This window comes from bacterium (assembly GCA_020444325.1).
Lineage (GTDB): Bacteria > Bacteroidota > Ignavibacteria > SZUA-365 > SZUA-365 > BM516.
In genome coordinates this window covers 14,038-40,447 of the sequence record JAHLLD010000002.1, presented here as the reverse complement: position 1 = coordinate 40,447, position 26,410 = coordinate 14,038, and the positions used below count along the sequence as shown (strand labels likewise).

The following is a 26,410-nucleotide window of genomic DNA, read 5'->3' as shown; positions in this document are numbered from 1 at the left end:
TTCTGCATCTCTCCCCCTGATTTTCTGAAATTCGCTCCCATCGGCATTCTGGAGATGCCGCCGTCTACTCCGCCTTCCCGGTCGTGATGAAACCGCGGACGCGGAAGAGAAGCGGGATGGCGCCGGCGAGCGCCGTCAGGATGGCTACGGTCGAATCGAAGTAATTGGGGTTCACGTAGAACAGCGCAGCCGCGATCACCACGAATCCGACGAGTATCGGGTGCTTGATGCTGCCCCAGATTCCGGGTGGCTCTTCAGCTTCCCATTCCCTGATCTGTTCGGGTGTCTTGACTTCGAGAATGAAACGCTCGAAGGTTTCATTGAATACGCAGAGACTCGGGTCACGTATCAGAAGGCCACGCGTGACGAGCTGACGAATAATGTTCAACGCCCGGTGCGGGACAAAGCCGTCCTGCGCTATACGATAGAGAACAAAGCGCTCTCGCTTGCGACAGGTCATCCAGATACTTTGATACAACGGTTTGCTCTGTTTACTGATCCACAGCAGCACATCATCCCTCTCCTTCAACAATCCGTCGCGCACCAACCGGTGTGCGTGCTCGGCAATGTCCTCCATTCCTGCAAGCGTACAATCCATATCGACGATTTCGGCCAGCGAGGGATGCGTCCCCAGTGGCTGTCTGTGCGGCGTACGTACATGCTCTTCCGTACTGTTGCCGTACTCGAGAGTGACCAGCATGTTCAGCACACGTTTCCAGCGCTCACGCAGATCCGGACTTTGCGGCGAATCGTCGCTTTGGAAGAAATAGTATTCCGGATCGACTGAGCACACAACACAGACACGGGCAGACTGGGTGAAAAGCAGGTGTTCAAGAAGTTCCAGCTTGCGCAGATTGGCGATGGCGTTGTTGGCATCATATTCGAAACAGTCGAGCACGACACGCCGGTCGTCTCCTGGACGATGTTCGTTGTCCTCGAGCAATGCCTTCATACTGTGTTCATTCAGGCAGTGTATTTCCGGCTCGGGCGACATGCTCCGGCAACGATCAAGAAAACGCCGGTGGTCCTCTTCCGACGTCCAGATGAAGAGGCAGCTGCCGTCTTCCCATCGTCCGGGAAGTCTGTCCGGCACACGCATCTCCGTCATGAACAGTCTGCGCGTGCCATACCTGATAAGCGTGTACAGTATCAAGAGAAATATTCCGAAGGCGAGAATCACGGGAAGCACACCGCCGAACCGTGGCGTCACGCGAAACGAACGTGGGTATACCAACGGTGGAAGGTTGTCAGCGCGAAATCCTGCATCCACCACAGCGGTGGTGTCGATCGACCCGGCGCCACCGGAGGCGAGCTGCCGGCGAAACAGCCGCGCACTGCTGTTGACAGGAAGCAGGAAGGCCCGCAGCAGTGTGTCATTCACGACTACAGGGACACTGCTGGACGCTTGCAGCCCCTCCTTCTTCCCAATGATATACACATCGCGCGTATCCCGCTTTGCGGTCATGGCAAGCGTGTCGTACAGCGCAGGGCCTTCCTCCTGCTTTACGCTTGCATTGGAAAGTCGCGACGCGTCTTCATGCAGGATACGTTCACTCTCATACTCCGCTTCAAGGCGGGCATTGCGCACAGTGAGTGAGCGAAAAAACGAATCCTTCTGCACTCTTTCGTACGCCATGCTGTGCAGGTCAGTCGCCCCACGGAAGAAAATCGCCATGGGGACGAAACTCACCAGCAACACGGTCGCCGTGAGAGACCGCACATACCATTTCAGACTTTCGTCGTTTTTCCCACGACTTCCGCGACGCTGCACGAAAAGATGTACCCCCCGGTCGATAAGAATCAGCAGGAGTACCAGTGCCGCCAGTACCAGCAAGCGTCCCCAGGCCGTCCATCCGACAGCAGCATCCGCATCGGCATCCATGTTCACGAAGAGAATGTAGAGGTACAGCAATACCATGATTGCATGGACAATGAACGCAGCTCCGCGCCGTGAACGCATCGCATGCAGCCAGCGTCTCCGATGATGCGTGGGATAGGGTATGGCATTTGCATCCATGTTCCAGAGCGTGAGCTGGTAGTGCGCATGCGGAAGCACGAGGCCCGTCAGCAATACCAGGTATACATCGTCGAAAAGGAACATCGCCGCAAACATGGTCACTGCTGCCGCGATCAGGCTGCTGAGCGTGCGCTCCTTGTACTGTTTTTCAAAGCCCGGTTTGTGCCAGAGCAGACGCAGCCGGGGATCCCACATATAGGCAAAAAATATGAAGCCAAGCATGATGGGGATGAAAAAATACAGGTACATCATGCCACTCATCATCAGGTTTCCCGCTTTCATATCCGTGATCATATCCTGCTCGGAGTAGACGACCAGATACCACGAATCCTTCACATGCGGGAGGGAAAACGGGGACGCAAGCATACGGACCTGGTCTTCCCAGTACCGTGTACTCACAAGGCCATCTGCCCCCGCTTCGACGATATCGCGAAGCGCATTGTCTCCGCACTCGTCAAACAGATTCTCATGCAGGCTGCGGCGCGTAATTGAATGGAAAAGGACAAATCCCGCGCGGTCGATGAACATGAAACCGTACCCTTCCGGAAACCAGGTGTTTACAAGCGAGCGCGGCAGGAGGTCCACGGCTCCCACTGCGGTATGGAGGGTGTCCCAGCATGCACCGGAATCGTCATCGGACGCTGCTGCTTTCACCCGCATCGCGCCTTCCCGAAAGAACAGGGGCGATGGACGGCTGTAGGCAACCATGAAATCCCCGCTCGAGCGGGTGTAATGAGGCTGTATATAACGCTGTGCGCCGTTCATGACAGCCTGGAAGTATTCCCGGTCCTTCACCGGTACATCGTAATAGAGATAGGGATTCTTCGTCCACAGCGCTTTCATGAGTCCTTCCTCGTCCATCCAGTACAGCTGATGGAAATACGGGTATCGTGACAGGATGCGATCGAACGCTCGCTGAGAGGGTTGATGAAAGATCGCTGGACGCAGATGGAAAGGCAGGGAATCGAGATGCCCCATCAGCCGAGATCCGATTGCGGAATCCGTCAGCGCGTGGACGGAATCGAATGGGACGCCCGAACGCGCAGCAATGTCTCTGTCCAGCATTGTGGTCATGCTGTCGAGCTGCGCGAACTCGCGGGTCACACGTTGCTTGATTTCACGGGAAAAATGTTCAAGGGTGCGATTGTCGACCTCGTCGACTGTTTGCTTGTTGTACAGGAAATCCGCCAGCAACAGGACGACCAGGGTCGACCCGAGGATGATGCATGCAATAGTGATGAGAACATTTAACGGCTGAATGCGTTCGTTGATGCGTGCGTAATGCAGCGTGATCAGAGGAATTGCAAGAAGCAGCAGGGCGAGGACAATCATACCGTCGAGCAGGGAAACGCCATGAATGGACTGCACCTGCTTTTCAAATCGATCCCGCTCCAGCATTCCGCAAACGCGCAGATCCTTCATCACCTGTATGTAGATGAGGAATTCCTTGTTGGCGACAGTGAGAAGGCCGACATTCGTGTTCATGGCAACCTCGAGGAAAGACCGATTCTGCTCGTCAATCAGCACGCTGTCGATGCGCGTGATGCGCATGGTCTGTGGCGCACTGTTGAACAGCACACTGTCTCCAGCCGCACTGACAAGCAGGATGGCATCGAAAGATCCTTCCGTGATTTGTGCCACGTCGAGAAGCTGATCGTAGCTGGGCGTTGCTTCAATGACGCTTGCGCTGTCACTGAACATGAGTTTGCGCTTCTGTTGCGCGACGCGCTGCACCTCCTCAGCATTGTCAGGCTTCTCCTCCTTTACCTCCCGGTTGCTTTGCGCAACGACATCTGCCTGTGGAGACTTCATTTTCTGTTCCGTGATCATTCTGCCTCGCAGATGGGCAGGCAGTTTCTCGTATTCCTGCCGTACCGAGACCCCCTGTGGCCGCGGAGGATTTGCCTCTGCGTTCCTCGTATACCGGCGATCAGGCTCACATGGCTGCTGTGCGGCCTTCCAGCGGTCATCAGCGGAATAATCCAGCGCATTGCCGACAGCATCGGCAAACGCATCGAGCCGTTCCTGGATAACGGTCGCGATGGTGCCGAGGTGACGGATGTTGTGTTGCGTCAGATGTTCCCTGTTCCGCTCAAGACTGCGAAAATACAGCAGTACACACACCGCGAGGAAAAGTAATACCGCTCCCACGGCAAAGTACTTACGCCGTGGAAAACCGCTGCGCCGCGTTTTCACCTGTCCGGAACTGTCCTTGCTCATATCCTGCTACCTTTCGCATCTATGCATTTTCAACCTGGCGCATACCATACCACCATCCGGCATTGTGATCGCTGAACTTGAAATCCCTGTTCCCGATGTCACCAAAGGCGGTAGAATGACTGGCCTGCAGATGAGAGATGACATCGTCCTGATTTAATACGAGGTACTTCCCGATAAGACCGACCACCTGCAACGCCATATTCGATGCAAACCCAGCCCACGTCGCCGTCGATGCAGATTTGAGCATTGCAATCGCAGAATTCTTCATCCCTTTCAGTTCTTCGTTTGTCGCCAGATCTTTCATGATCTGCCCGGTTTCCCGCAGATCCTCATCCGATTCGAACAACACCATATTCAGATCCAGGTACGTCGGCAACTTCCCATTCGGCGATCGATAGAACGACCATCCCGTGCTCCCGAATTGCAGCAACCGGTCAGGTCTGCTCTCAGGGGTATCGTCATCAGATGGATCGGAAGAAGAAATACGAAACGTGTCTACTTTGAAAGACAGTGGATCGGATGAAATATTGTCGAGCGCAACACCAATCAGATATAGCTCGGCTTCAGCATTAAGCCCCAGTAATGAGTCCTCCATATCCTCTTTTACGAAGACCTTGTAAATCCGGGCTTCGAGATATTGCTGGGGATCGATTTCAGGGGCTTCACTCGCGCGCGTAAGCGAATCAGCGGCGTGTGGATTTCTTGATTGCTGCAGGCCCTCGAACAACTCCCTGCTCCGGTCGAACGACAGCGTCGGTTTCATCATCATGGTGAACCTCCTTGTTCAGAATGATTGGATTGCCGTACGCCTCGTTTCCGGCAGTTCGCCAGTTGGTCAGACATCGATATCCCTCACAACATCATACGGGTATGACCTCCGCAGATGCACCCTGAATGGGAATCTGCTTTCGACGCTTCTGCACTGGCTTATGGTTAGACTCTGCCACACTATCCAATTTCCAACACAGATGCAAGTGCGGTGCTTCGGAAGCAGAAAAAAAATCCCGCCAGTGCCGCAAGGCGGCAGGCGGGATGCCGGGTTCGGTGTGGCCCGACGGACCTGTACCGTGAGTTTGAAAAACGGATCGATCCGGGATTACTCCGAATTCTGTATGGCAAAATCCAGCTGGCCGATCATTTCCTGAAAACGGGTCTCGACATCTTCATGAAACTTCTCGGAATTTGAATAGAACGTCATCTCTTCGTGCTTCTCGTCGGCTGACATCGCCGCGAGTCTTGACAGCTGAAAGAAGGCCTCCCCCTTGTCTATTTCGACACTGAGGGTGTACTCGATATCCACTTCAAGCATGGGCGCATACTCACTCGCACGCTTCCATACGCCACGCGCCATCAACGCATGCTGTGCGGTGTCTTCAAACTGCAGGATATCGCCATCCCACTCGCAATGCGCCAGCACCCAGCTTTTCACGGCATTGTAGATCTGTGCATCACTCCGGTCCGGGTAATGCATGCGCGCCTCATGACGCATGGCCTCAGGCGATGCGGTGCGCTGCGCAGCGCATCCGAACAACAGCAGCGCGACCAGCACTGGCATCCCCCCTTGCAATAGTTTTCTCATGACTTCCTCCATCGTGCTGATACGGCGGCACGCTGCCCCCGAAAGCAATAAAATGCGACCAAAATTTTTTTGTGTCAAATTTCAGTAAGCATTGCGCGGCATAAACCATGACCGTACACCGCCAGGGACCCAGGCTATCAACGCGTGAGCATCACCCGGCACTGGGCAGACTGGTTTCGCGCGTGCAGCACGACAATATACATCCCGGAGGGCAGACGACCGGGTGACCACCTGAGGTGATGCGTTCCTGCCTGCATGCGTCCCTCACTCAACCGGCCCACACGCTGGCCGAGTTGATTGTATACGTCGACGCGCACAGCCGTCTCGCGCGGCAGCGACAGCTGGAAGCTGGCCGACGTGCGGACGGGATTGGTCAGCGCCATGAGAGAAGCCTGTTCCGGCAGTGACGCTGCGGAAGCAGCACCGACCGTGGAGTAATCGAACGGCTCATCCACGAGATGGTAATGCTCTTCCGTCCCACCATCATAATCCCTGGTCAGATATGGACAGCGCAACGGCGTTCTTTCGTACTCGTTGAGGCTGGCCTGAATGGGTTCTCCACCATTCCAGTCGTAGAGAGGAATACTGGCCGGATTGAAAAGCGGACTCAGTCCCCGCTCATGCGCGATGTGATACAGTCCAAAGTTGCCGGGTTCGTGACCGGCCAGCCAGATGCCGACGATATCGACGTGGAAAGGGTTTTTCCCGAAGACGAGAATGTTGGACATGAAGTCCTGCGGCGTGTCACCCGGACCCGGTCCTGCGTTGAATCCATCGCCATTCCTTCCGTAAATACCCTCGATGATGTTGAGTCCGGGATGAATCACACTTTGCGAATCGCAGGTTCGCTGTGCCCAGGTTTCCATACCGTAGCCGCCGGATGCGGTGCGGCCGGGACGATCCCACCGTGGGATACCCGCAGCGAGATGCTGACTGTAGAGCGCATCGATATGCTGCTCGAAATCAGGGTGGAAGTCACTGAGTACAGATGATGGATGCTGCTTGGTGGCATCGACACCTTCGCAGAAGCGCACGTAGGGACTGACAACCATCCCCTGCAGATTCTTGGCGCAGAGCGTCATTCCCATCCCGTGCGTCTTGAACTTCGCGATGTTCAGCAGCCAGCTGTCTTCGTCATTGTACGGGGCAACGTACCCCAGGCGCTGAAACACCTGTCCGTCAGGGACGTTCTTCCAGATCACTTCCGTCCCCTCCTGCAGGGTCTCGAGTGTCATGTCGCGCAGATTGCGTCCGGTCGGGAAATCATGCACGTGCATTCCATACCGCTGCGACAGCTGTTCGACGAGCACACCCGTCACGTTGTACTCCCCTGCGCAGTAACCGTCTCCCAGCCAGTTCCCTTCTCGCGCAAACATATTGCCGCCCGGGAAACCGAGCGTGGTCACGCCGTCGACGACGCCGTCAAGAAAATCGAGATCGGTAATGATCCCCATACCTGCAGCGGTATTCCCCGTGCCGTTGGTGCAGGTCAGGTTGGGTTTGATGGCAAAGGCGGAACTGAATGGGATGTCCCCACCTTCGGCAGCGCTGAAAATCTCGGAAGCAAGTTCTCGGCCAGCCGCCCGCTTGGCATCTGTGGCGAGCTTGTCGGGCACGGACGTACGCTTGATGAATACTGCCTGAGGGTTGGCCTCAATGAAGGGATGCAAATCAAGGGCGTCGGCCGCTAATCTGGGCGCACGCGCGTAAGTGTGTCGCGGAATCGCAAGCGCCGCTGCAGTTGCCGCAGTTGTGGTGATGAACTCGCGTCGTTTCATGGGCAGTTCCTCCGAAGGGTGCAGATTGCTCCCGTAATATCACATATCAGCCACCCTGTATCAAGAACTCTGGACCGGGAAATCGGATGTGTGGCTGTTTCCTGCAATCATGACACGTGACACGAAGAATCATTCCCCCCGGACTCATGGGACGTCAGCGAGCTGGCGTGCATGCCTGGAGCTGCGAGTGCAGGATGCATCAGAAACTGAAACATCCACCAGTGACCGTGCCGAACGGACACCTGGTGGATGCTTGCAGATCTAAAGAATATGGCAGGATATCAGCGCACGCGCATGACGAAACCAATCGTCGCCTGCAACCCGGTCAGATCCGTCTGTCCGGTAAACAGCGGGTCGTCGAACTTGATGAACTGATACTTCGCACCGGCACTGATACCGAAATCCTCCGCGAAGAGGAAATCGAGTCCTGCACCGAGATAGAATCCGAAACGAATGTACGTCTCGGTGTCATCCGGTTCATTCTGATTCGAAACTCTTGTGATATCGCGACCCGTGAAACCGAAGTATGCGCCGACGCCCGCCATCGCGTAAGGCTGAATCGGATTGTCCGGCAGCGGCGCGACAGAAAGTCCGACGGTGATGGGCAGGATGATGGACCATGTCGAGGCATCCTGGATCTCATCGGGATTGGAAGTCACATTACTGAAATTGAAATCCGTCGTCGTGTACCACACCGAGGCGGAAGCGTCGAAAAACAACGGGCGTCCCACATTGCGACGGAAGTGGAAGTCCAGCCCAAGCGCCTGCGACTGATCTGCAAAATCGCCTGTTTCCTCAATGAGGTTGTTGTTGTAGTTGAACGCCTTCTCTTCGTCTTTGGGGAACCAGGCGCCGAAACGGACGGTGTAGTAGTTACTCTTTTCCTCTTTCGTCTGCTCGATACGGATGTTCGTCTCCTGCTTTTCTGTTTTCTTTTCCTGAGCAAGGACGCTTCCCGTAACAAGAAGCAGCAAAAGTATGACAGCCAGACTGCGTTTCATGTCTCCTCCTGAAAGAATGCGTTGCATTTCGCAAGTCATGAGCACACCATCCGCGCGAGACGGATAACCCAATGAACTTGTGCGTGTTTGAATGCGACAAAGTACGCATTTCAGTGTTTATTTCCCATACAGACGCGGATCGCACACTCGAATGGCTGCGAGGCTTGCGGCCTGTGCATGAAAATTGCTACTCTGCATGTATCGTCACCAATCGGAAGAGCATATGGCAGTTCTGCGCATCGGCACATGCAGCTGGAAATACGGGTCATGGAAGGGACTGGTGTATTCCGCGGAGAAAGGGATCAATTTCCTAGAGGAATATGCTGCGAAGTTCGATACGGTCGAAGTGGATCAGTGGTTCTGGTCGCTGCATGGACCAGGGAAAATCACCCTTCCGCGAAATGATACCGTGAACGAATATGCAGCAAGCGTACCGAAGGATTTTCGCTTCACGGTCAAGGCGCCCAACTCCGTGACGCTGTCCCATTTCCGCAATCGATCCCGGTCCGCAGCGCTGGAGGAAAATCCGGATTTCCTCTCCGTCGAGCTTTTCTCGCGCTTCCTCGACACTCTTGCGCCGCTGCATGGTCAGCTGGGACCGGTGATGCTGCAGTTCGAGTACCTGAACCGGCAGAAAATGCCCGCGCAGGATCTTTTCCTCGACCGGCTGGCAGATTTCCTTTCCGGCATCCCCCGGGATTTCCCCATCGGTATCGAATCCCGAAATCCGAACTACCTCAACAAAAAGTATTTCAACCTTCTTGCAGAACACAGGGCGCATCACGTGTTTCTGCAGGGGTACTACATGCCACCGATTACCGAGGTCTTCAAGGAGCATGGAGCGCCCGTCAGTGGAAGCTGCGTCCTGCGACTGCACGGACCCGACAGAAAAGGGATAGAGGAAAAGACAGGTGGGAACTGGAGCAGCCGCATCGAACCCCGCGACGATGAACTCCGCGAAATCGTGGATATGACACATACCCTGCTCGCACAGGACGTGGATGTGTACCTGAATGTCAACAATCATTACGAAGGATCCGCGCCGATGACCATCGAACGTGTGCGCGAAATGCTTCAGCTGTAATCTTCAGTACTCGGCAAACATGCATCCGTCGATCAGGCGGGTGTTTCCTGCTTGACACGCGGATCCATGATGCGCCGCACAAGATCATCCGCCTGTCTCGAAGCACGGCAGATTCCAAGGGTAAATATGATTGCTGCCAGTGAAAACAGCAGGAACAGCAGGGATATCAGCGTTGCCATGACAACCTCCATTTCTGGCATCTTTCATGCATAATGCGAATGGAAGCCTCCCTCTGCCAGTCAATCCGGCGTCATGGATGAATAATTCCTCTCCCTTCCGATATAACATGCGCGCAGGCGCCTGAGCACCTGCGCGCGAGGATGCGAAAAGATTATTCCACCGGCGTTTCGACCAGGATCGTCACGGTGCGGCAGTAGAACCTGCCCTCAGGCAAGTCGTTCGTGTACATGTTCGTTTCACCTTGTCCCGTCGCACGCTCAGGCGGGACACCGAGTGCGCGTGCGGCGCTGCGTGCACGTCCCTGCGAAAGCGGCTCGTTGACTGAAGTCTCGCCGATACGATCCGTGAAGCCCGTGATAGTCACCGTGGCGTTCTCGGCGATGCGGGGACGAATCATATCGATGATGCGTTCGTTGCGCGGACCAAGTTTCTCCGAATTGAAATCGAAGAGAATGAGATTGTAGCGGTCAATGATGCGATCACCCATCTGCTCGCGGCGCTTTTTCTGCACCGTAATCTGTTCGACGGGCAGACGTCCCGCTTCGGATGATGCCACCTGCTGCGCTGCATCAGTCACAGTGAGAATGTAAGTAAGGTCCTCATCCGAACGCGGAATGCTCTCGCGCTCGTTCTGCACTTCCCAGTCGATGGTCTCGGGGGGATTGAGTTTGCCGCGGAATCCCTTCAAATCCTTCTCGCCCTGCCGTACACGCAGCGCCCAGTCGATGACGCCTGCATCGCTCTGCACATCGGGACGGAAACGAATAAGCGGCGGATTGACCGAGCGCAGCGTATCGTCAATGATAACGGGATCGAGAATCTCCGGAACATTGCTGTAGATCTCTACCCGACGGTTTTCCTGAATGCCGTCGACTTCCTCGATGTTCGAAGGCTTTGCCGGAAGATCGCGGGCTTCGATACGAAGGCGATTCGGCGCAATGCCCCACACGGACGCAAAGTAGTCACGTACCGTTTCCGCGCGCTGCTTCGACAGCTGCGTATTCCCGGCTTCCACGCCTTCATCACTGTTATTTCCAACCAGCTGCAGCGTTGCCTCCGGATGCTCGAGCATGCGACTGCCGATGATGTTCAGAACATGATGGTAGGTCTCGAGATTGTCGAGCTGCTTGAGCTGCAGCATGGTAAAGGACGCGGTCTCCGGCTTCGAAAGCTTGTCATACCGATCCGGGAGCGTGGAGGAATTCTCATCAAAGAACACATAGTTGAGCAGGGGACGCATTTCGGAGGAAATGAACTCTTCCACTCGAATCGTCGCGATCGGCAGTTCCCTGCCTGCATCCGTCACCCCGGATGCCGTGACCGCAGCCATGAGCTCAGGTGGTGGCGGGGGTGGCGGGGGCGGCGGAGGTGGAGGCGGTGGAGCAACGATGCGAACCCTTTCCGCTCTGGGACGATACATCAGGGCAACACCGATGCGAAAGGTATTGACGGACCATGTGAGATCAGACACTACCTGTGTCAGTCCGAGTGAGTACAGCGCTTCCGGTGCAGCGAACAGCGTGCCCCGATCATTCAGCGGCACCTCGTAGCGCAATCCGCCCACGAGGAAAGCGACGAAGGAGGAAGCATCAGGAATGTCCCCCGCGGAAAAATTCCTCGTACGCTGCTGCGTATCGACGAACACACCACGGTCAGGTGGATCGATAATGGTCTCGACCTGTTCGTACTGTGCCGTCGTGACCAGACCCGCCTGCAATCCGCCAAGCAGCGAAAGTCCGCCTGCAATATTGTATGCGATCATCGGTTCAAGAGCAATGGCGGCAAGCGAGGCATCTACCGTATGCTCGAAGGTGCCTTCGTAAAAGGTGGGAGAAACAAACAGCATTTCCTTCTCCTCGGCTGAAAGCAGTCCGCTGTAATCCACGTAACCCAGCCGCACCAGCAGCGAAAGCTTCTGCATGAGCGGCAGCTCATAGAGCAGGCCGAGCATGAAGCCGCTGCCGTCACCTTCCTCGAATCGGGGACAGCAGTTGGGCACACCCGGCAGGCGCTGGAAATCCGCGCTGTGGTAGTTCAGCGCGTAATCACCGAATACGCCATAGCGGGGCCGTTGCGTATCATCCTCCTCGTTTTGCTGGGCGATGACGGCCGTCGAAAGCAACATGAAAAGCAGCGGAACAAGCAGGCGTGACTTCACGAATGCACCTCAACCGATGTGATAATCGTATGGAAAAGTCTACGGAAGGAGGGGGTCTATTGCAAGCGGATTTTTCCATCCCTGCGAATAGTGCGAACGAGGCCGTTCAGCCATCGCACGGAAACAAGCTCAAGAGGGATCACGCCCCTCTCCTCCTCTACGACCATGCGCACAACGGCCAGGGTCTTCTTTCCCCTGTGGTAACTGCCGTGAAAGCGCACATATTCTTCACCGTCGTCATCCGTCCAGAGATCACCCCCGGAGAGGATGCGAACACTTTTTTTTTTCAGCGGCATGAGGGCCAGCAATGTATCGGCGCCTGAGCGGTCGAGTCCTTTCGACGTAATGAGCCGCAGGCTGATATCCACGGTATCACCTGCATGCACACGGAGATCCGGGAGATCCACCGTCGCGGAAGCGAATTCCAGCTTCATCGGCGAACTCTCAGCCGAGCACCCCTGCGCATTCGACGTGCGCAGCACATAGGTTCCACTCGCATCGGCAACATGCATGCGTCCCCGCGCATCGGGAAGGACTCTGCCGTCGCGCAGCCACTGATATTTCTCTGCAGGAGCGGCGATCAGCGTATCGAGGCGGCGGAGCATGGATGCGACAGGCAAAGGGTGGACTGTCACCGTTACAGGCTCTGCCTGCGCTTCGCAGTCACCGTCTCCGACGACACTGACACTGTAGGTGCCGGACGCATGCGCCGCAATGCGCCGCGTCGTCGCACCGGTGGACCAGCTGTAGGCGATATAGCCTTTACCGGCGTCCAGCAGCACGCTGTCGCCTTCACAGAATGTCAGTGGTCCACGCGCCGCAATGGCGGGCGTGGGACGCGAATGGCGGGTGACGCTGAGAGATTGCGAGGTGCTGTTGCAACCATGCGCATCGGTCACGGTGACAGCATAGCTCCCGCCTTCCTTCACAGTAATGGATGACGATTTCGCACCGTTGCTCCAGGCATAGCCTGCGTACCCCGCAGGAGCGGCAAGCGTCAGGCTCTCACCTTCGCAGAATTCCGGGGGACCTTCGGTACGGATTTCCGCGACAGGTGCGGGAAAAACAGTAACGGCGACGGTATCGATGAACTCACAGCCCACGGCATCGGTGACGGTCATGAAATATATGCCGGAGGCACTGCCCGAAAATGCGGGAGTCGGGGACTTCCGGTCGCTGAGTCCTTTTGCCGGACTCCACATCACTTCATACGGGGATTGTCCTCCACTGATCCTGCCCCCCAGGCGAATTTCGTTTCCCTCACACACCTCAACCGTTCGCTGCATGTCAACTGCCAGTGCCGGCGGCACGCGTACGGTGAGTGAATCTTCCGCCATACAACCGTTTGCATCCGTAACGATCAGCCGATAGGTCGTGCTCTCCAGAGGAGAGGCACGGGCGGTAAGCGCATCGCTGCGGGTGAGTCCGGTTGCAGGCTCCCAGCGAAACGATATGGGGGGCGTACCGCCGGACACCTTACCCTTCAGGTCTCCACTGCTGCCGGGACAGAGTACGAGATCCTTCCCCGCTTCCACCTTCGGTGAGGGGAATACGGTAATCAGCACGGTGTCCCTGCTCACGCAATCGAAGCGGTTGCTTTTGCTCAGGACGTACCGTGTGGTCTTTGCAGGTCGTGCCACTGGCTGCGCGGAAGTCGCACTGCTCAATCCCGCTGCAGGTTTCCACGAATACTGGGCACCGTACATGGTGTCTACCACAGCGGCTCCGATACGTACTTCGCCCCCGTCGCACATGGTCTCGTCATCTCCGGCATCGGACTTGTTGCACGGGAGCACGGTCACCGTGATGGTCTTGAACACACGGCAGCCGTTCTGATCGGTAACGGTCACTGTGTACGTCGTCGTCTGAATCGGATTTGCAACCGGGGTAGCACTGCTGCCGTCACTCAGTCCATTACGCGGCGTCCATTCATAGCGATATGGCTTTCGTCCCCCGCTCGCAGACAGTTCGATACGCTGTCCCTGGTTACGACAAATCGTCAGTTCCTTCGGCGCAGTAATTACAGGTGCCGCCTGAACATCAACTGACACCTCATCCGTTGCAACACATCCGCGCGCGTCGGTCACCGTGAGCGTGTAGCGGGTGGATCTGTCTGGCTGTGCCGTCGTGGTGGCGGCCATGGGAGCACTCAGTCCCGCGGCCGGTGCCCACTGATAGCGATACGGAGGTGTGCCTCCGCTCACTGCGGCGTTCAATGCGACCGGTGTCCCGGAACAGGTCGTGACATCCTTGCCGGCATTGACGCGAGGCGGCGGTGCGACCTGCACCGTAATTTCGTCCGTCGCGACGCAGCCATTTTTATCGGTGATCGTTATGGTGTACACGCGCGACTGTGTAGTGCGGACGGTGGGATCGAGTTTGCGGACGCTGCTCAGCCCCTCGTTGGGACTCCAGACAACGCGGTACGGAGGCCGTCCTCCCGTCACACGCGCATCGAGCGTCACAGGCGTACCCTCGCACAGCACGACATCCTCCCCGGCGTTGACCGCCGGCGGTGCGAGCACTTCAACATCTACTTTCGCTTCGCCGACGCAGCCGCGCGCATCGGTCACCCGCAGTGTATACGTCACCGGGGAAGCCGGGCGAGCTACGGGACGGGCGATGTTTGCAGCGGAAAGTCCGAATGACGGCGACCATGCGTAGGTGTAAGGAGGTTTCCCGCCCGAGACGTCGGGCTCCAGCTTCAGGTCCGCGCCGAGGCAGACGCGTTCCTTGTCGCGCAGTCGTATTCGGGGTCTCGGCTGCACGGTCACGCGCACTGTTGACTGCACGCGGCAGCCGTTGGCATCTTCCGCGACAACGGTGTATGTCGTACTGCGATCGGGTGCCGCTCTGGGCATTGCAATATTCGCCGCGCTGAGCCCGGTCGCCGGTTTCCAGCTGTAGCGATACGGCGGCGTACCGGTCGTGGCTTCCGCCCCGATCTGCACGTCCGTTGAGGAACAGAGATCCACATCCGTCGCCATTTTCAGTACGGGCTGTGGGTGCACGCTGACGAGTACGGAATCGCGGACAATGCAGCCATTCCGATCTGTCGCGCTGAGAACATACATCGTCGTGTTCTTCGGACTTGCCACCGGACTCAAATCCTTTGTGGACGAGAGTCCCGTGCCCGGAGACCATGCGTAGGTGTAAGGCGGTTTGCCTCCACTGACCCTCGCGCGCAGTTTCAATTCATCACCCGCACAGAGCGCCTGATTGTCGCCTGCGTCCACGACCGGGGGACGATGAACGGAAACCGACAGCGTATCGCTCCCGGTACATCCATTCGCGTCGGTGACCGTGACGATATAGACGGCATCCTTCTGTGGCATGAGCTGCGGAGACTGCAGACCGGGGTTATCGAGTCCCACCGCAGGCTTCCAACTGTAGCGGAATGGCGCCTGTCCCCCCGTGACCGCGGCGCGCAGACGCACCGGTGCGTTCGCACACGCTTCGAGGCTGCGTCCTGCATCTACTGCAACCGCGGGATGCACGCGGACCATAACCGAGTCGCTGGCAGTGCAGCCGAGGGCGTCCCGCACGGTGATCACGTAGCGCGTACTGCGCCCGGGAGTTGCGACGGGATTCGCGGATTCCACGTTGTTGAGTCCTTCAGCAGGCGACCAGGTATAGGTGTAAGGGGGACGACCGTCGCGAACGTTTGCCTGCAGTGCTTCGCTGCCTCCCGGGCAAAGTGCACGATCATTCCCGGCATCGACCACGGGCGGACTGGAGACATGCACCATGACCGTATCCCGTGCGACGGCGCCTTCAGCATCCGTCACGACGAGCACATACTCCTGCGACTTCGATGGAGTTGCCTGGGGATGTATATCCGTCGCCGATGAGAGTGAAGATGAAGGTGCCCAGGAGTAACGATATGGAGGCTGTCCACCCACCGCTTCTCCACCGAGTTGGGCGCTGCCGCCGTAGCAGATCGTGGTATCGCGACCTGCATTCGCTGCAGGTTCATTGAAGATGATGCGAAGTACGAAAGCGTCTGTCAGTCCTGCGAGGTCACCCTGGTAAATATTGCCAGCAGTGCGGAAGCCACGGCTTTCCGTACCGCCAACAACGATGGAATTTCCCTTCGCATCAATCGCGAGACCGTAGGCGATATCATGCGTTTCGCCACCGAACAGCGTTCCCCAGATATAGGCGCCTTCTGTGCCGAACTGGGAAAGAAACACATCGTAGCCGCCCTTCTTCTCTTCCTGGAAACCTTTGCCAGCGAGCGGGAAATTCTTGCTCCCGGTAAAACCGGCAATCATGATATTCCCGTACTTGTCCACTGCCAGCCCCGTCGCCTTGTCGACTTCGGACCCACCCAGATAGGTCGCCCACTGGATTTTTCCACGGCCGTCCATCCGTGCGAGGAATGCATCAATGAGGCCCGCCTGCCGGCGCTGCTCGGCTTTTCCTGCTATGGGAAAACGCTTGCTTGCCGTGTACCCGGTGATGACGATATTCCCTTTGGCGTCGAGGAGCAGCTGGTCAACGTTGTCCTCTTCCTCTCCGCCTACATACGTACTCCAGAGCAACTTGTGCGTCTTGCCGCTGATACGCAGTACGATGCCATCGAAGCTGCCGCCGCCGTAAGATGACTGCAGACCCTGCGAGACCGCCGGGAAATTACTGCTCTCGGTTCTTCCGCCGAGAAAGAGGTCTCCTGCCTCATCCACCGCGATGCTGGTGGCGTAATCCATGCTCCAACCACCGATGTAGCTGGCCCACTGCCGCGTGCCTTTCGCCGTGAATTGCGCCACGAACATGTCATAATCCCCGCCGTTGCTGGTTTGCACCGCATCGGGTGTGACCGGAAAATTCGTACTGTACGTCCCCCCGGCAACATAGATCGATCCATCCCCGGCAACGGCGATGTCACTGCATTCGTCGGAATAGCTGCCGCCGAAATAGGTGGACCAGCGACGCTGGCCCTCGGACGTCAGCGCCAGGAGGAAGGCATCGTATCGTCCCCCGTTTCGTGGCTGCGTGGCCTCAGGCGAAACCGGGAGATCCCTGCTCGAAGTCGAGCCCGAGATATACAGTCCGCCATCTTTCTCGGCACGTGCGATGCAGGGATTTTCTTCCGACCCCGTCCCACCGTAATACGTCGACCACCGCATCTTGCGTTCACGGTTGAAGGCGGTAATGAACAGATCAAAATTGCCGAGGGATTTCGCCTGCAGGGCACCGGGCGTAACAGGAAAGTCGTTCCCTGCGGTGTATCCGCAGAGTATCATCCCACCTTTGCCATCGACGGTGACATCGCGGGCATAATCCGAAAGCTTGCCGCCAAGGAATGTGCTCCACTGAAGGAAAGGATCGATGACGAGCGTACGCGTTCTGTCATACGCTCCCATATTGAATGAGAAGACATGTCCATCCTTCGCCCATGCGATGTCGCACGGCATATGCACTGCCCCCGCCGGTTGCCAGGCCACCGGCGCGGAATCCTGCACGGTACCCGCGCCGTGACGGAGTGCGAGTCCGCCGCTGCCCGTGATCTTTCCGTCGTTCACACCATCGTAGCGCAGACGAATGCGTGAAGGATCCGCTCCGGGATGCACATGGAATTCATACTTCAATCCACCGTTCTCGATACGGCATGACAGGTCGATCCCCGGGTAGAGATCACGATACTCGATCACGCGGGACCCGGCAGCCTCAACGCCTAAGGGCGAACCGGGAATGTAGTAGCGAAAACGCGTCTGCGCACTTTCTGAAAAAAGAACGTCGGCGGGAATGCGGGCGGAGAGAAAACGAAGGTCGACACGATAGCGCTGCAGCTGCGGCGGCAGCGATGTGTAGTGCTCGGCACCGGGGATGCGGCGGGCCGATGCGGCGGCAAGACCTTCGTGAACGATGCTGATGCCCCTGTCGAAGAAATACAGGCGCGCCCCGTCGTGGACGGTGCTCACCGCGTGCAGGCGTCCCAGTTTTGCATCACCACTCCACTGCCCGTTGTTCTCAACGAGGAGAAACTCCTGCGCGTAAGGGATTGTCTCCAGTGCAGGGGGACGGCCCCGGTTGGGTGTCGCAGCCGGGTTGGATACGCGATATGCAGTTTCCGCATAAAAATCCCGCGGAGAATATGCAGATTCTGCATACGCCTCCGGCAGGAAATATGCAGTTTCTGCATAATCCATATGCTCAGCCGGTCGCGGAGGGGCCGCGACGGATTCAGGAGTCCCTGAACACAATACTATCAGCAGAGCAGGAGCAAACAACCAGGCGATTCGGGTGTGCATGGCGTGAGACCTGTGTCCATTGTGGAGAACCGTCATGAGACCGTTTGCGTGGGATCGAAACCGATCCCTCCATCCGATGATCGGACGGAGCGCACGCATCTCTCACGCATTCAACTGTTCCTGCATCAATGTACGACAGACAGGGGACGCATGGCAACATCCGTACCCTGCTGGATGCGAAGGAAATACCGTCCCTGTGGCAGGGTCCCGAGCTGAAGCCTCGTGCTCCGCATGCCCGCATTCACGTTTTCCGACCATGCTGCGATGCGTTCGCGTCCGAGCACATCGACAACACTCAGGCGTACATTTCCGGCCGAGGCGGAGAACCACTCGACGGTGATCTGTCCGGAAGCCACGGGATTGGGATATACCGATCGCACGGTGAGGTCACGCGCCAGGGGCACGTTTTCCGTCCCTGTGCTGATTTCCGATTTCGACCAGCTTGCGTAGACGAGTCCGGGCGTATTGCTGTCCGCATCAAGCGTATCGATGCTGATCGAACCGCTCACCCCTGTTTTCGTAAGAAACTGATAGCTGATGTCCGTCGTGTATGATTCGGTCAGCACCTGTCCCCCGAATTCAATCTTCGTCGTCGAGCGCGACCATTCCTTCACCACGAGGCAGGGTGTATCGCCTTCGGGGGTACGCAGCGTACCTTCTCCGACGACTTCGATGTCGCTCTGTTCGACCTGTTCCATTCCATCGAACGGCGACATGACCCCGCTCTGGTACGTCCAGTTCGTTCCATTCTGCAGGGGAAACAGCATCTGCGGTTTTTCCGGATTGTACTTGAGCAGAAAATCCATCCCCTGCACCTCGGCGCCGATCCCCAGCGCGTACAGTCCCTCATCACTCAGACGCAGGTACATGTATCCCGCGCCCTCCCCTGTCTGCACAGCCTGCGCATCCGTCGCATCAGGAAATTCATGGGGATACGGCGTCTGCGCCGGATCCATGAACATCGTCTGTACGGTCGTTGCATTGCCAGTGATCATCGAGAGGTCGTAGACCGACCCTGAGAGGTCAAACGTCGTGCCACCGGAAAATGTCGAATCGTATGATGTCATCTGCGTCGCGCCCATGCGCGCCTCAACATCTGCCCGTGTAATCTGTATCTGCGCATGCGCAAACGTGGTGGCGCATGCGAGCAGGAGTGCTGTCACAGCATATTTCATGGAAATACTTCCTTTCTGTTTATTCGTTGCCTGAATACGTCGTTGATTGTGCGCAATATACAAATATCCCACCCTGCTCCGCCAGTCTCCCTCCCGGCGCTGGATGACGGCCCCGGCCGTTGTTCATCCCTGCTGCGAAGCGCCTGTGGGAAGTGGAAGCGCACGGAGGAATGACACCCTACTACCTTGCTTTTCGCCGCCGTCCTTCTTAGGTTTGTTGATATTCTGGATTTCCCCAGCAGTCCCGCCTTCAGAGAACGACCGGATGGATTTTATGCAGACCGGATCAGATTTCTACAACATCGATATACTGTTTACGGAAGAAGAACGTCTTGTGCGCAGCACAATGCGGAGCTTCGTTGACGACGAGGTACTGCCGGTCATCGAGGAAGCCGCGAGGGAGGGACGCTTTCCGATGCAACTGCCGAAAAAGATGGCTGAACTCGGGGTCTTCGGTGTCAATCTACCCGAGGAATACGGGGGTGCAGGGGCGAGCAATGTGATTTACGGATTGATGATGCAGGAGCTCGAGCGCGGCGACAGCGGCGTGCGCAGTTTCGCCAGCGTGCAGAACTCCCTGGTCATGTTCCCCATCTACAAATATGGATCCGAAGAGCAGAAGAAGCACTGGCTGCCACGGCTTGCCGCGGCGGACGCCATCGGATGCTTCGGGCTCACCGAACCCGATCACGGCTCGGATCCCGGCGGCATGGAGACGCGCGCGGTGCGCGACGGTGACAGCTTCATTCTCAATGGCGCGAAAATGTGGATCACGAACGGGACACTGGCTGACGTCGCCGTCGTTTGGGCCAAGCTTGACGGCACAGTCCGTGGCTTCCTGGTTGAGAAAGGGACGAAAGGATTCAGCGCACCTGAAATGAAGGGGAAGCACAGCCTGCGGGCATCCGTGACATCGGAACTGGTTTTTCAGGACTGCCGCATTCCCGCCACGAACATGCTCCCCGATGCGGAAGGACTCAAAGCCCCCCTTTCCTGCCTGACACAGGCCCGATTCGGCATCGCATGGGGCGCAATCGGGGCCGCCGAAGCCTGTTACGATACCGCGGTGGATTATGCAAAGACGCGGAAGCAGTTCGACCGTCCCATCGGCTCATTCCAGCTCGTGCAGGAAAAACTCGCATTCATGGTGACGGAAATCACAAAGGCGCGTTTGCTCGCCGTGCATCTCGGACGCATGAAAGATGATGGCAGTATGAACTTTGCGCATGTTTCGCTGGCCAAGCGCAACAACGTCGACATCGCGCTGCGCATAGCGCGGCTCGCACGCGACATTCTCGGTGCGAACGGCATTCTCGACGAGTACCCCGTCATGCGCCATATGAACAACCTGGAATCGGTTCGCACCTACGAGGGGACGCATGATATTCATACCCTCGTGCTCGGTCAGCAGATCACCGGTATTCCGGCATATACGTAACAGCACGCAATGGCGTGACCCTACGCATTCATGTGAGAGCACGCATTGACGAGACAGAACGCATATACGTAAAACCTCATACACTTTCGGGAAGCTAGCATCATGCCGCACAAGCGTATTCGCATCGGACTCACCTTTGACGACATTCTTCTCGTTCCACGAAAATCCAGCATCCTTCCCCGTGAAGCTGATGTGCGCTCGCGTCTGACACGCAATATCACATTGAATACCCCGCTGCTGAGTGCGGCGATGGATACGGTCACCGAATCGGACATGGCCATCGCGCTGGCGCGTGAGGGCGGCATCGGTATCGTACACAAGAACATGAGCATCGACAAGCAGGCCGAGGAGATCGATAAGGTCAAACGCTCGGAGAGTGGAATGATTGTCAATCCCATCACCCTGCATGCAGATAAGACCGTGGCCGATGCACATGAGCTGATGGAGAAATACCGTATCAGCGGCATCCCTATCGTCGACGACATCGGGAAACTGATCGGCATCCTGACGAACCGCGACCTGCGCTTTGAACCCAACCGCGCGATGCTGGTGTATGACATCATGACGCGCGACAACCTCGTGACGGCACCGTTGGGGACCACGCTCGAGGAAGCGGAATCCATCCTGCAGGAGCACCGCATCGAAAAACTGCCGGTGGTCGACAAGAAAGGCCGGCTCCGTGGTTTGCTCACGTTCAAAGACATCATGAAAAAGAAGCACCACCCGAATGCCTGCAAGGATAATCTCGGGCGCCTGCGCGTCGGTGCCGCTGTCGGAATCGCCGCAGACACACTTGATCGCGTCAAGGCGCTCGTCGATGCCGCGGTGGACGTCATCGTCGTCGACACCGCGCATGGACATTCAAAAGGCGTGCTTGACACGGTGAAAAAAGTCAAGAAGCAATTCCCCGGTACGGATGTGATTGCCGGAAACGTGGCCACGGCAAAAGCGACGGAAGATCTTATCAAGGCCGGTGCAGACGCGGTGAAAATCGGCATCGGTCCGGGCAGCATCTGCACGACACGCGTCGTCACCGGCGTCGGCGTGCCGCAGATCACCGCGATCATGGACTGCGCGGAAGCCGCTGCGCAGTATGACGTGCCCATTATCGCGGACGGCGGAATCAAGCAGACGGGTGACGTACCCAAAGCCCTCGCCGCCGGAGCCGATTCCATCATGCTCGGCAGCATGTTCGCCGGACTCGAGGAGAGTCCCGGAGAAAAAATCCTCTATGAGGGACGCCGGTACAAGGTGTACCGCGGCATGGGATCGATTTCCGCGATGAAGGAAGGCAGCAAGGACCGGTATTTCCAGGATGTCGAAGACGACATTAAGAAGCTTGTACCGGAAGGCATCGAAGGTATGGTACCCTATCGCGGTAAACTGGAAGAAATGGTGTATCAGATCATGGGCGGCGTCCGTGCCGCCATGGGCTACTGCGGCGTCAAAAACCTCGGCGAGCTCAAAACACGCACCGAGTTCATACAGATCACGTCGGCAGGACTCAAAGAAAGCCATCCGCACGATGTCTTTATCACGAAAGAAGCGCCGAATTACCAGGCCGGCAACGCCTGATCGCAGGTTATTCACAGTTTTCCTGAATTGACCGGCTTCTGCACAGGAAAATAATCTGGCAAAACAGTCCGTTTAGCCCGATTTCCCGTGCCAGCATCACGTTATCCACAAGTTTTCAGAAGTTATCCACATTCTTGGGTGCAAAAAGCACACATAGGACTGCTTCCCGGGCGTCCGGGGACAGGCGTCGCGGTGAGAGTCTGCGTGTTCTGCAGGATGCACTGCGAGAGGGACTGGCAGACAGCTTCCTCGTCACCCACCTTCCTCACGTACGCTACCTGACCGGTTTCACGGGCTCGAACGGCTGGCTGCTGGTCCGTAAACGCTCAAGCATCCTGCTGACCGACCCGCGCTATCGCGAACAGGCGGCCCGGGAAGTACGCGGGACGCAAATCCTTATCGTTGCGGGACGCAGCATGACCGACGCCCTGCGTTCTGAAGGACTGCTTCGGAAGCAGCGCAGCATGGCCTTTGAAGCGGGGCACCTCTCCTACACCACCGTCAGCAACCTGAAGCGCACGCTCAAGCCGCTGCGCCTCCTGCCTCTGCACGACGCAGTGGAACAGCTGCGGGAAAACAAATATGCGGACGAAGTGCATTCCACGCGTCAGGCTATTCGCATCAGTGAAATGGTGTACAACGAAATCCTCCCCCTGCTCAAACCGGGCGTGACCGAAATTGACATCGCGGCGGAGATCACCTACCGGCAGCGTCGCATGGGCGCGGACGGCGACAGCTTTCCACCCATAGTACTCTTCGGAAAACGCTCGTCGCTCATTCACGGGCAACCCTCACGCAGTGCACTGCGCGCGGGCCACACGGTGCTCATGGACTTCGGATGCGTCGTCGAGGGCTACGCCAGCGATATCACACGCACGGTTTTCCTGGGAAAAGCGTCGCCCCGCATGCGCCGCATTTATGATGTCGTCGCCGGCGCGCAGGAGATCGGACGTGCAGCCGCGGCTCCCGGCCTCCCCTGCAATCAGCTCGACGAGCTGGTGCGTAATGTCATTCGCGACAATGGGTACGGCGACCGCTTCGAGCATGGGCTGGGACATGGCATCGGACTCGAAATTCATGAAGCGCCGCTGCTTTCATGGCGCAACAGCCAGCCGCTTGAGCCCGGGATGATCATTACGATTGAACCTGGCATCTATGTGCCCGGACTGGGCGGTGTTCGTATCGAGGATGATATCCTGATCACCTCCAGCGGCGCCGAAGCACTGACTTCCCTGCCCCGCGGCCTGACGGAGCTCGAACCGTGAGAGAACAGAAAACCGTACACCGCGTCCTGGTGATCGCTTATTATTTTCCGCCGCTCGGCCTCAGCGGCGTGCAGCGTACACTGAAGTTCGTCAAATACCTCCCTGCATTCGGATGGCAGCCAACGGTACTCACGGTCGACGAGCGAGCATATTTTGCGAAAGACGAGAGTCTGCTCGATGAGCTGGAAGGACTCGGCATCGAAGTGCTGCGAACGCGCTCGCTCGACCCGCTGCATCTGATGCGGAAAAAAGATGTGGTACGCATGCCATCGGGAAAGTCCCGCGGTCTGCTCGCCAAGCTCAGCAACGCGCTGTTCATTCCCGACAATAAGATTGGCTGGAAAAAACATGCCGTGAAAGCCGCGCTCGAAGCCCATGAGCGCCAGCCTTTCGATGTGATTTTTGCGACGGCGCCGCCCTATACCGATTTCGTCATCGGTGCGGAAATCAAGCGGCGCACCGGCCTTCCCCTCGTCATTGACTACCGCGACGCCTGGCTCGAAAATCCGCTGCACTTTTATCCCACCCCCCTCCATCGCGCACTGCATCGCAGGAAGGAACATCGCGTCCTGCGCAGCGCCGATACCATCATCAGTATCAATCGTCCCATCAAGGAGCGCATCCTGAAGGGCTACCCCTTTCTCGCGCACAATGACGTACAGATTCTCTCCCAGGGATTCGACCAGGACGATTTCCGGCAGGTGCAGCGTGCGCGCAAATCCGGCGGCCCCATGCGCTTCCTCTATGCCGGTACGTTCTACTACAACCGGACACCTGAGCATTTTCTCCGTGCGCTGTGCGACGCCTTTGACCGTCAGCCTGCGCTGCGCGGAAAGATTGAAGCGCACTTTGTCGGAACGGACCGCGAAGAAGACCGCAGGCTCACTGCGGAGCTGCAGCTCGATGATGCCGTGTTCATGCACGGCTATCTCCCGCATCGTGAAACCATACAGCACCTGGTCGATGCCGATGTGCTGTGGCTGATCATCGGCAGCGGACGGGGCGAAGAGATGATGTCGACTGGGAAACTCTATGAATATCTCGGCGCTCGCAAGCCCGTTCTCGCCTGCGTTCCGGAGGGAGCGGCCCGGCAGGTGCTGCAGAAAAGCGGCGCGGCGTTCTTTGCGTTTCCTGAGGACAGGAAGACCATTACAGATCAGATACTCGCCTTGTATGCACTGTATAAAAATGATAATTTGCCCGCTCCAGCGTATGACTATGTTGAGCAATTCGACCGCAAATCATTGACCGGCCGGCTTGCAACGATGTTCGCGTCTCTTCTCGAGGCGGACCCACATGGTACGCGCGTGCGTACGCGTTCAGCCGGAAGGCAGCGGGCGCATGATGAACATCACCCTACTTCTTCAGATGCAGCATGAAAATTCTTGTCATTGGCAACGGCGGCCGTGAACACGCCATCTGCTGGAAACTCAATCACAGCAGGAACGTCGACGCCCTGTATTGCGCTCCCGGGAATGCCGGAACGGCGCGACTGGGACACAATGTCAACATCAAGCCCACAGATATCGACGCCCTCCTTGCATTTGCGAAAAAAGAACACATCGACCTCACCGTCGTCGGCCCTGAGGCACCGTTGGCCGAAGGGATCGTCGACCGCTTCAAGGATGAAGGGCTGCGCATCTTCGGTCCCACCCGCAAGGCGGCACAGCTCGAGACCAGCAAGGCGTTCGCGAAGGACTTCATGAAACGGCACCGCATCCCCACAGCGGAATACCGTGTGTTCACCAGTGACGAAAGTGAAGCATTGTTCGAGTACCTCCACAGTTCCAAATATCCGCTGGTTCTGAAAGCAGACGGACTCGCTGCCGGGAAAGGCGTCATTATCGCGGAATCCGAGAAAGACGCGCTGCACAGCGCGAAGGAGATGATCGAGGGCGGTGCCTTCGGTGAGGCCGGCACGACACTGGTCGTCGAGGAATTCCTGACCGGCGTCGAAGCTTCCGTTTTTGCGCTCACCGACGGTTCACGCTTTGTCACCCTGGCTCCGGCGCAGGACCACAAACGCATTCTCGATAACGATCTTGGTAAGAACACCGGCGGGATGGGCGCATTCGCACCTACTCCACATGTCCCGAGTGAGCTGCTGGCCGACATAAAGATTCGTATCGTCAAACCGACGATCGACGGCATGCGCGCTGATGGCGTGCCTTATGCCGGGGTGTTGTTCGTGGGATTGATGCTGACGGAAGACGGGCCAAAAGTACTTGAATACAATTGCCGTTTCGGCGATCCCGAAACACAGGTGGTTCTCCCTCTCATCGATTACGATCTGGCTGACCTTCTCGGCGCGATCGCTGACAGCAAGCTGGAACTCAGCCGGCTTCCGCTGCATGACGCGAATGCCGTATGCGTGGTGATGGCGTCCAGCGGATATCCCGATGCCTACGCAACGGGAAAAACCATTTCCGGACTCGACAGCATTGATGAGAACCGTGAGGGTGTGATCGTGTTTCATGCGGGCACCAGGGAAGATGGCAGCCGTGTCGTCACAGCAGGCGGACGCGTGCTCGGGGTGACCGCTCTCGGAGAGGACAGGGATTTCGCGGCAAGCATCCGGCTCGCCTACAATGCGGTGAATCGCATTCGTTTTGACGGTGCGTATTACCGCACCGATATCGGTAAAAAGGCACTTCCATCCACGGACGACGAATAGCATCCGCAAATA

At 57.3% G+C, this 26,410-nt stretch carries 15 protein-coding genes; 6 read left to right on the top strand and 9 right to left on the bottom strand.

Features of this window, described 5'->3' with window-relative positions; translation table 11 throughout:
* Positions 1-64: 64 nt before the first annotated feature.
* From KQI65_02995 to KQI65_02975, 5 genes are all read right to left on the bottom strand, one after another.
* Positions 65-4,237: a hypothetical protein gene (locus KQI65_02995; GenBank protein MCB2203690.1), complete on the bottom strand. Its 4,173-nt coding sequence runs from the start codon at positions 4,235-4,237 to the stop codon at positions 65-67.
* Positions 4,238-4,256: 19 nt separating this feature from the next.
* Positions 4,257-5,006: a hypothetical protein gene (locus KQI65_02990; GenBank protein ID MCB2203689.1), complete on the bottom strand. Its 750-nt coding sequence runs from the start codon at positions 5,004-5,006 to the stop codon at positions 4,257-4,259.
* A 327-nt stretch (positions 5,007-5,333) separates the two neighbouring features.
* Entirely contained in the window at positions 5,334-5,816 is a 483-nt protein-coding gene (locus KQI65_02985) for a DUF4468 domain-containing protein (GenBank protein MCB2203688.1), read from the bottom strand.
* Positions 5,817-5,953: 137 nt separating this feature from the next.
* Entirely contained in the window at positions 5,954-7,594 is a 1,641-nt protein-coding gene (locus tag KQI65_02980; protein MCB2203687.1) for a DUF362 domain-containing protein, read from the bottom strand.
* 281 nt (positions 7,595-7,875) lie between these two features.
* Positions 7,876-8,595: an outer membrane beta-barrel protein gene (locus tag KQI65_02975; GenBank protein MCB2203686.1), complete on the bottom strand. Its 720-nt coding sequence runs from the start codon at positions 8,593-8,595 to the stop codon at positions 7,876-7,878.
* Positions 8,596-8,818: 223 nt separating this feature from the next.
* Between KQI65_02975 and KQI65_02970 the strand changes: the two genes are divergently transcribed.
* On the top strand, positions 8,819-9,679 hold the full coding sequence (locus KQI65_02970) for a DUF72 domain-containing protein (GenBank protein MCB2203685.1): 861 nt from the start codon (positions 8,819-8,821) through the stop codon (positions 9,677-9,679).
* A 32-nt stretch (positions 9,680-9,711) separates the two neighbouring features.
* Here KQI65_02970 and KQI65_02965 read toward each other — a convergent pair whose 3' ends face one another.
* The 4 genes from KQI65_02965 to KQI65_02950 form a co-directional block, all read right to left on the bottom strand.
* A complete protein-coding gene (locus KQI65_02965; GenBank protein MCB2203684.1) occupies positions 9,712-9,858 on the bottom strand; it encodes a hypothetical protein in 147 nt (48 codons plus the stop codon).
* A gap of 152 nt (positions 9,859-10,010) precedes the next feature.
* Positions 10,011-12,017: an OmpA family protein gene (locus KQI65_02960; protein ID MCB2203683.1), complete on the bottom strand. Its 2,007-nt coding sequence runs from the start codon at positions 12,015-12,017 to the stop codon at positions 10,011-10,013.
* A 56-nt stretch (positions 12,018-12,073) separates the two neighbouring features.
* The gene (locus KQI65_02955; GenBank protein MCB2203682.1) at positions 12,074-18,169 is read right to left on the bottom strand and encodes an SBBP repeat-containing protein; all 6,096 of its coding nucleotides are present in this window, start codon (positions 18,167-18,169) and stop codon (positions 12,074-12,076) included.
* Positions 18,170-18,396: 227 nt separating this feature from the next.
* Entirely contained in the window at positions 18,397-19,446 is a 1,050-nt protein-coding gene (locus KQI65_02950; GenBank protein ID MCB2203681.1) for a T9SS type A sorting domain-containing protein, read from the bottom strand.
* Positions 19,447-19,711: 265 nt separating this feature from the next.
* Here KQI65_02950 and KQI65_02945 point away from each other — a divergent pair, with 265 nt between their 5' ends.
* The 5 genes from KQI65_02945 to purD all read left to right on the top strand — a co-directional run bounded on the left by KQI65_02945 (position 19,712) and on the right by purD (position 26,398).
* On the top strand, positions 19,712-20,884 hold the full coding sequence (locus KQI65_02945; protein ID MCB2203680.1) for an acyl-CoA dehydrogenase family protein: 1,173 nt from the start codon (positions 19,712-19,714) through the stop codon (positions 20,882-20,884).
* Between the two features lie 102 nt (positions 20,885-20,986).
* Positions 20,987-22,459, top strand: coding sequence for an IMP dehydrogenase (guaB, locus tag KQI65_02940; protein MCB2203679.1), 1,473 nt, complete (start codon positions 20,987-20,989; stop codon positions 22,457-22,459).
* Between the two features lie 134 nt (positions 22,460-22,593).
* Positions 22,594-23,724, top strand: a complete 1,131-nt coding sequence (locus KQI65_02935) for a Xaa-Pro peptidase family protein (protein ID MCB2203678.1) — start codon at positions 22,594-22,596, stop codon at positions 23,722-23,724.
* On the top strand, positions 23,721-25,103 hold the full coding sequence (locus KQI65_02930) for a glycosyltransferase family 4 protein (GenBank protein MCB2203677.1): 1,383 nt from the start codon (positions 23,721-23,723) through the stop codon (positions 25,101-25,103). The genes KQI65_02935 and KQI65_02930 overlap by 4 nt, the downstream gene beginning before the upstream one ends.
* Positions 25,100-26,398: a phosphoribosylamine--glycine ligase gene (purD, locus tag KQI65_02925; protein ID MCB2203676.1), complete on the top strand. Its 1,299-nt coding sequence runs from the start codon at positions 25,100-25,102 to the stop codon at positions 26,396-26,398. The genes KQI65_02930 and purD overlap by 4 nt, the downstream gene beginning before the upstream one ends.
* The last annotated feature ends 12 nt before the right edge of the window (positions 26,399-26,410 follow it).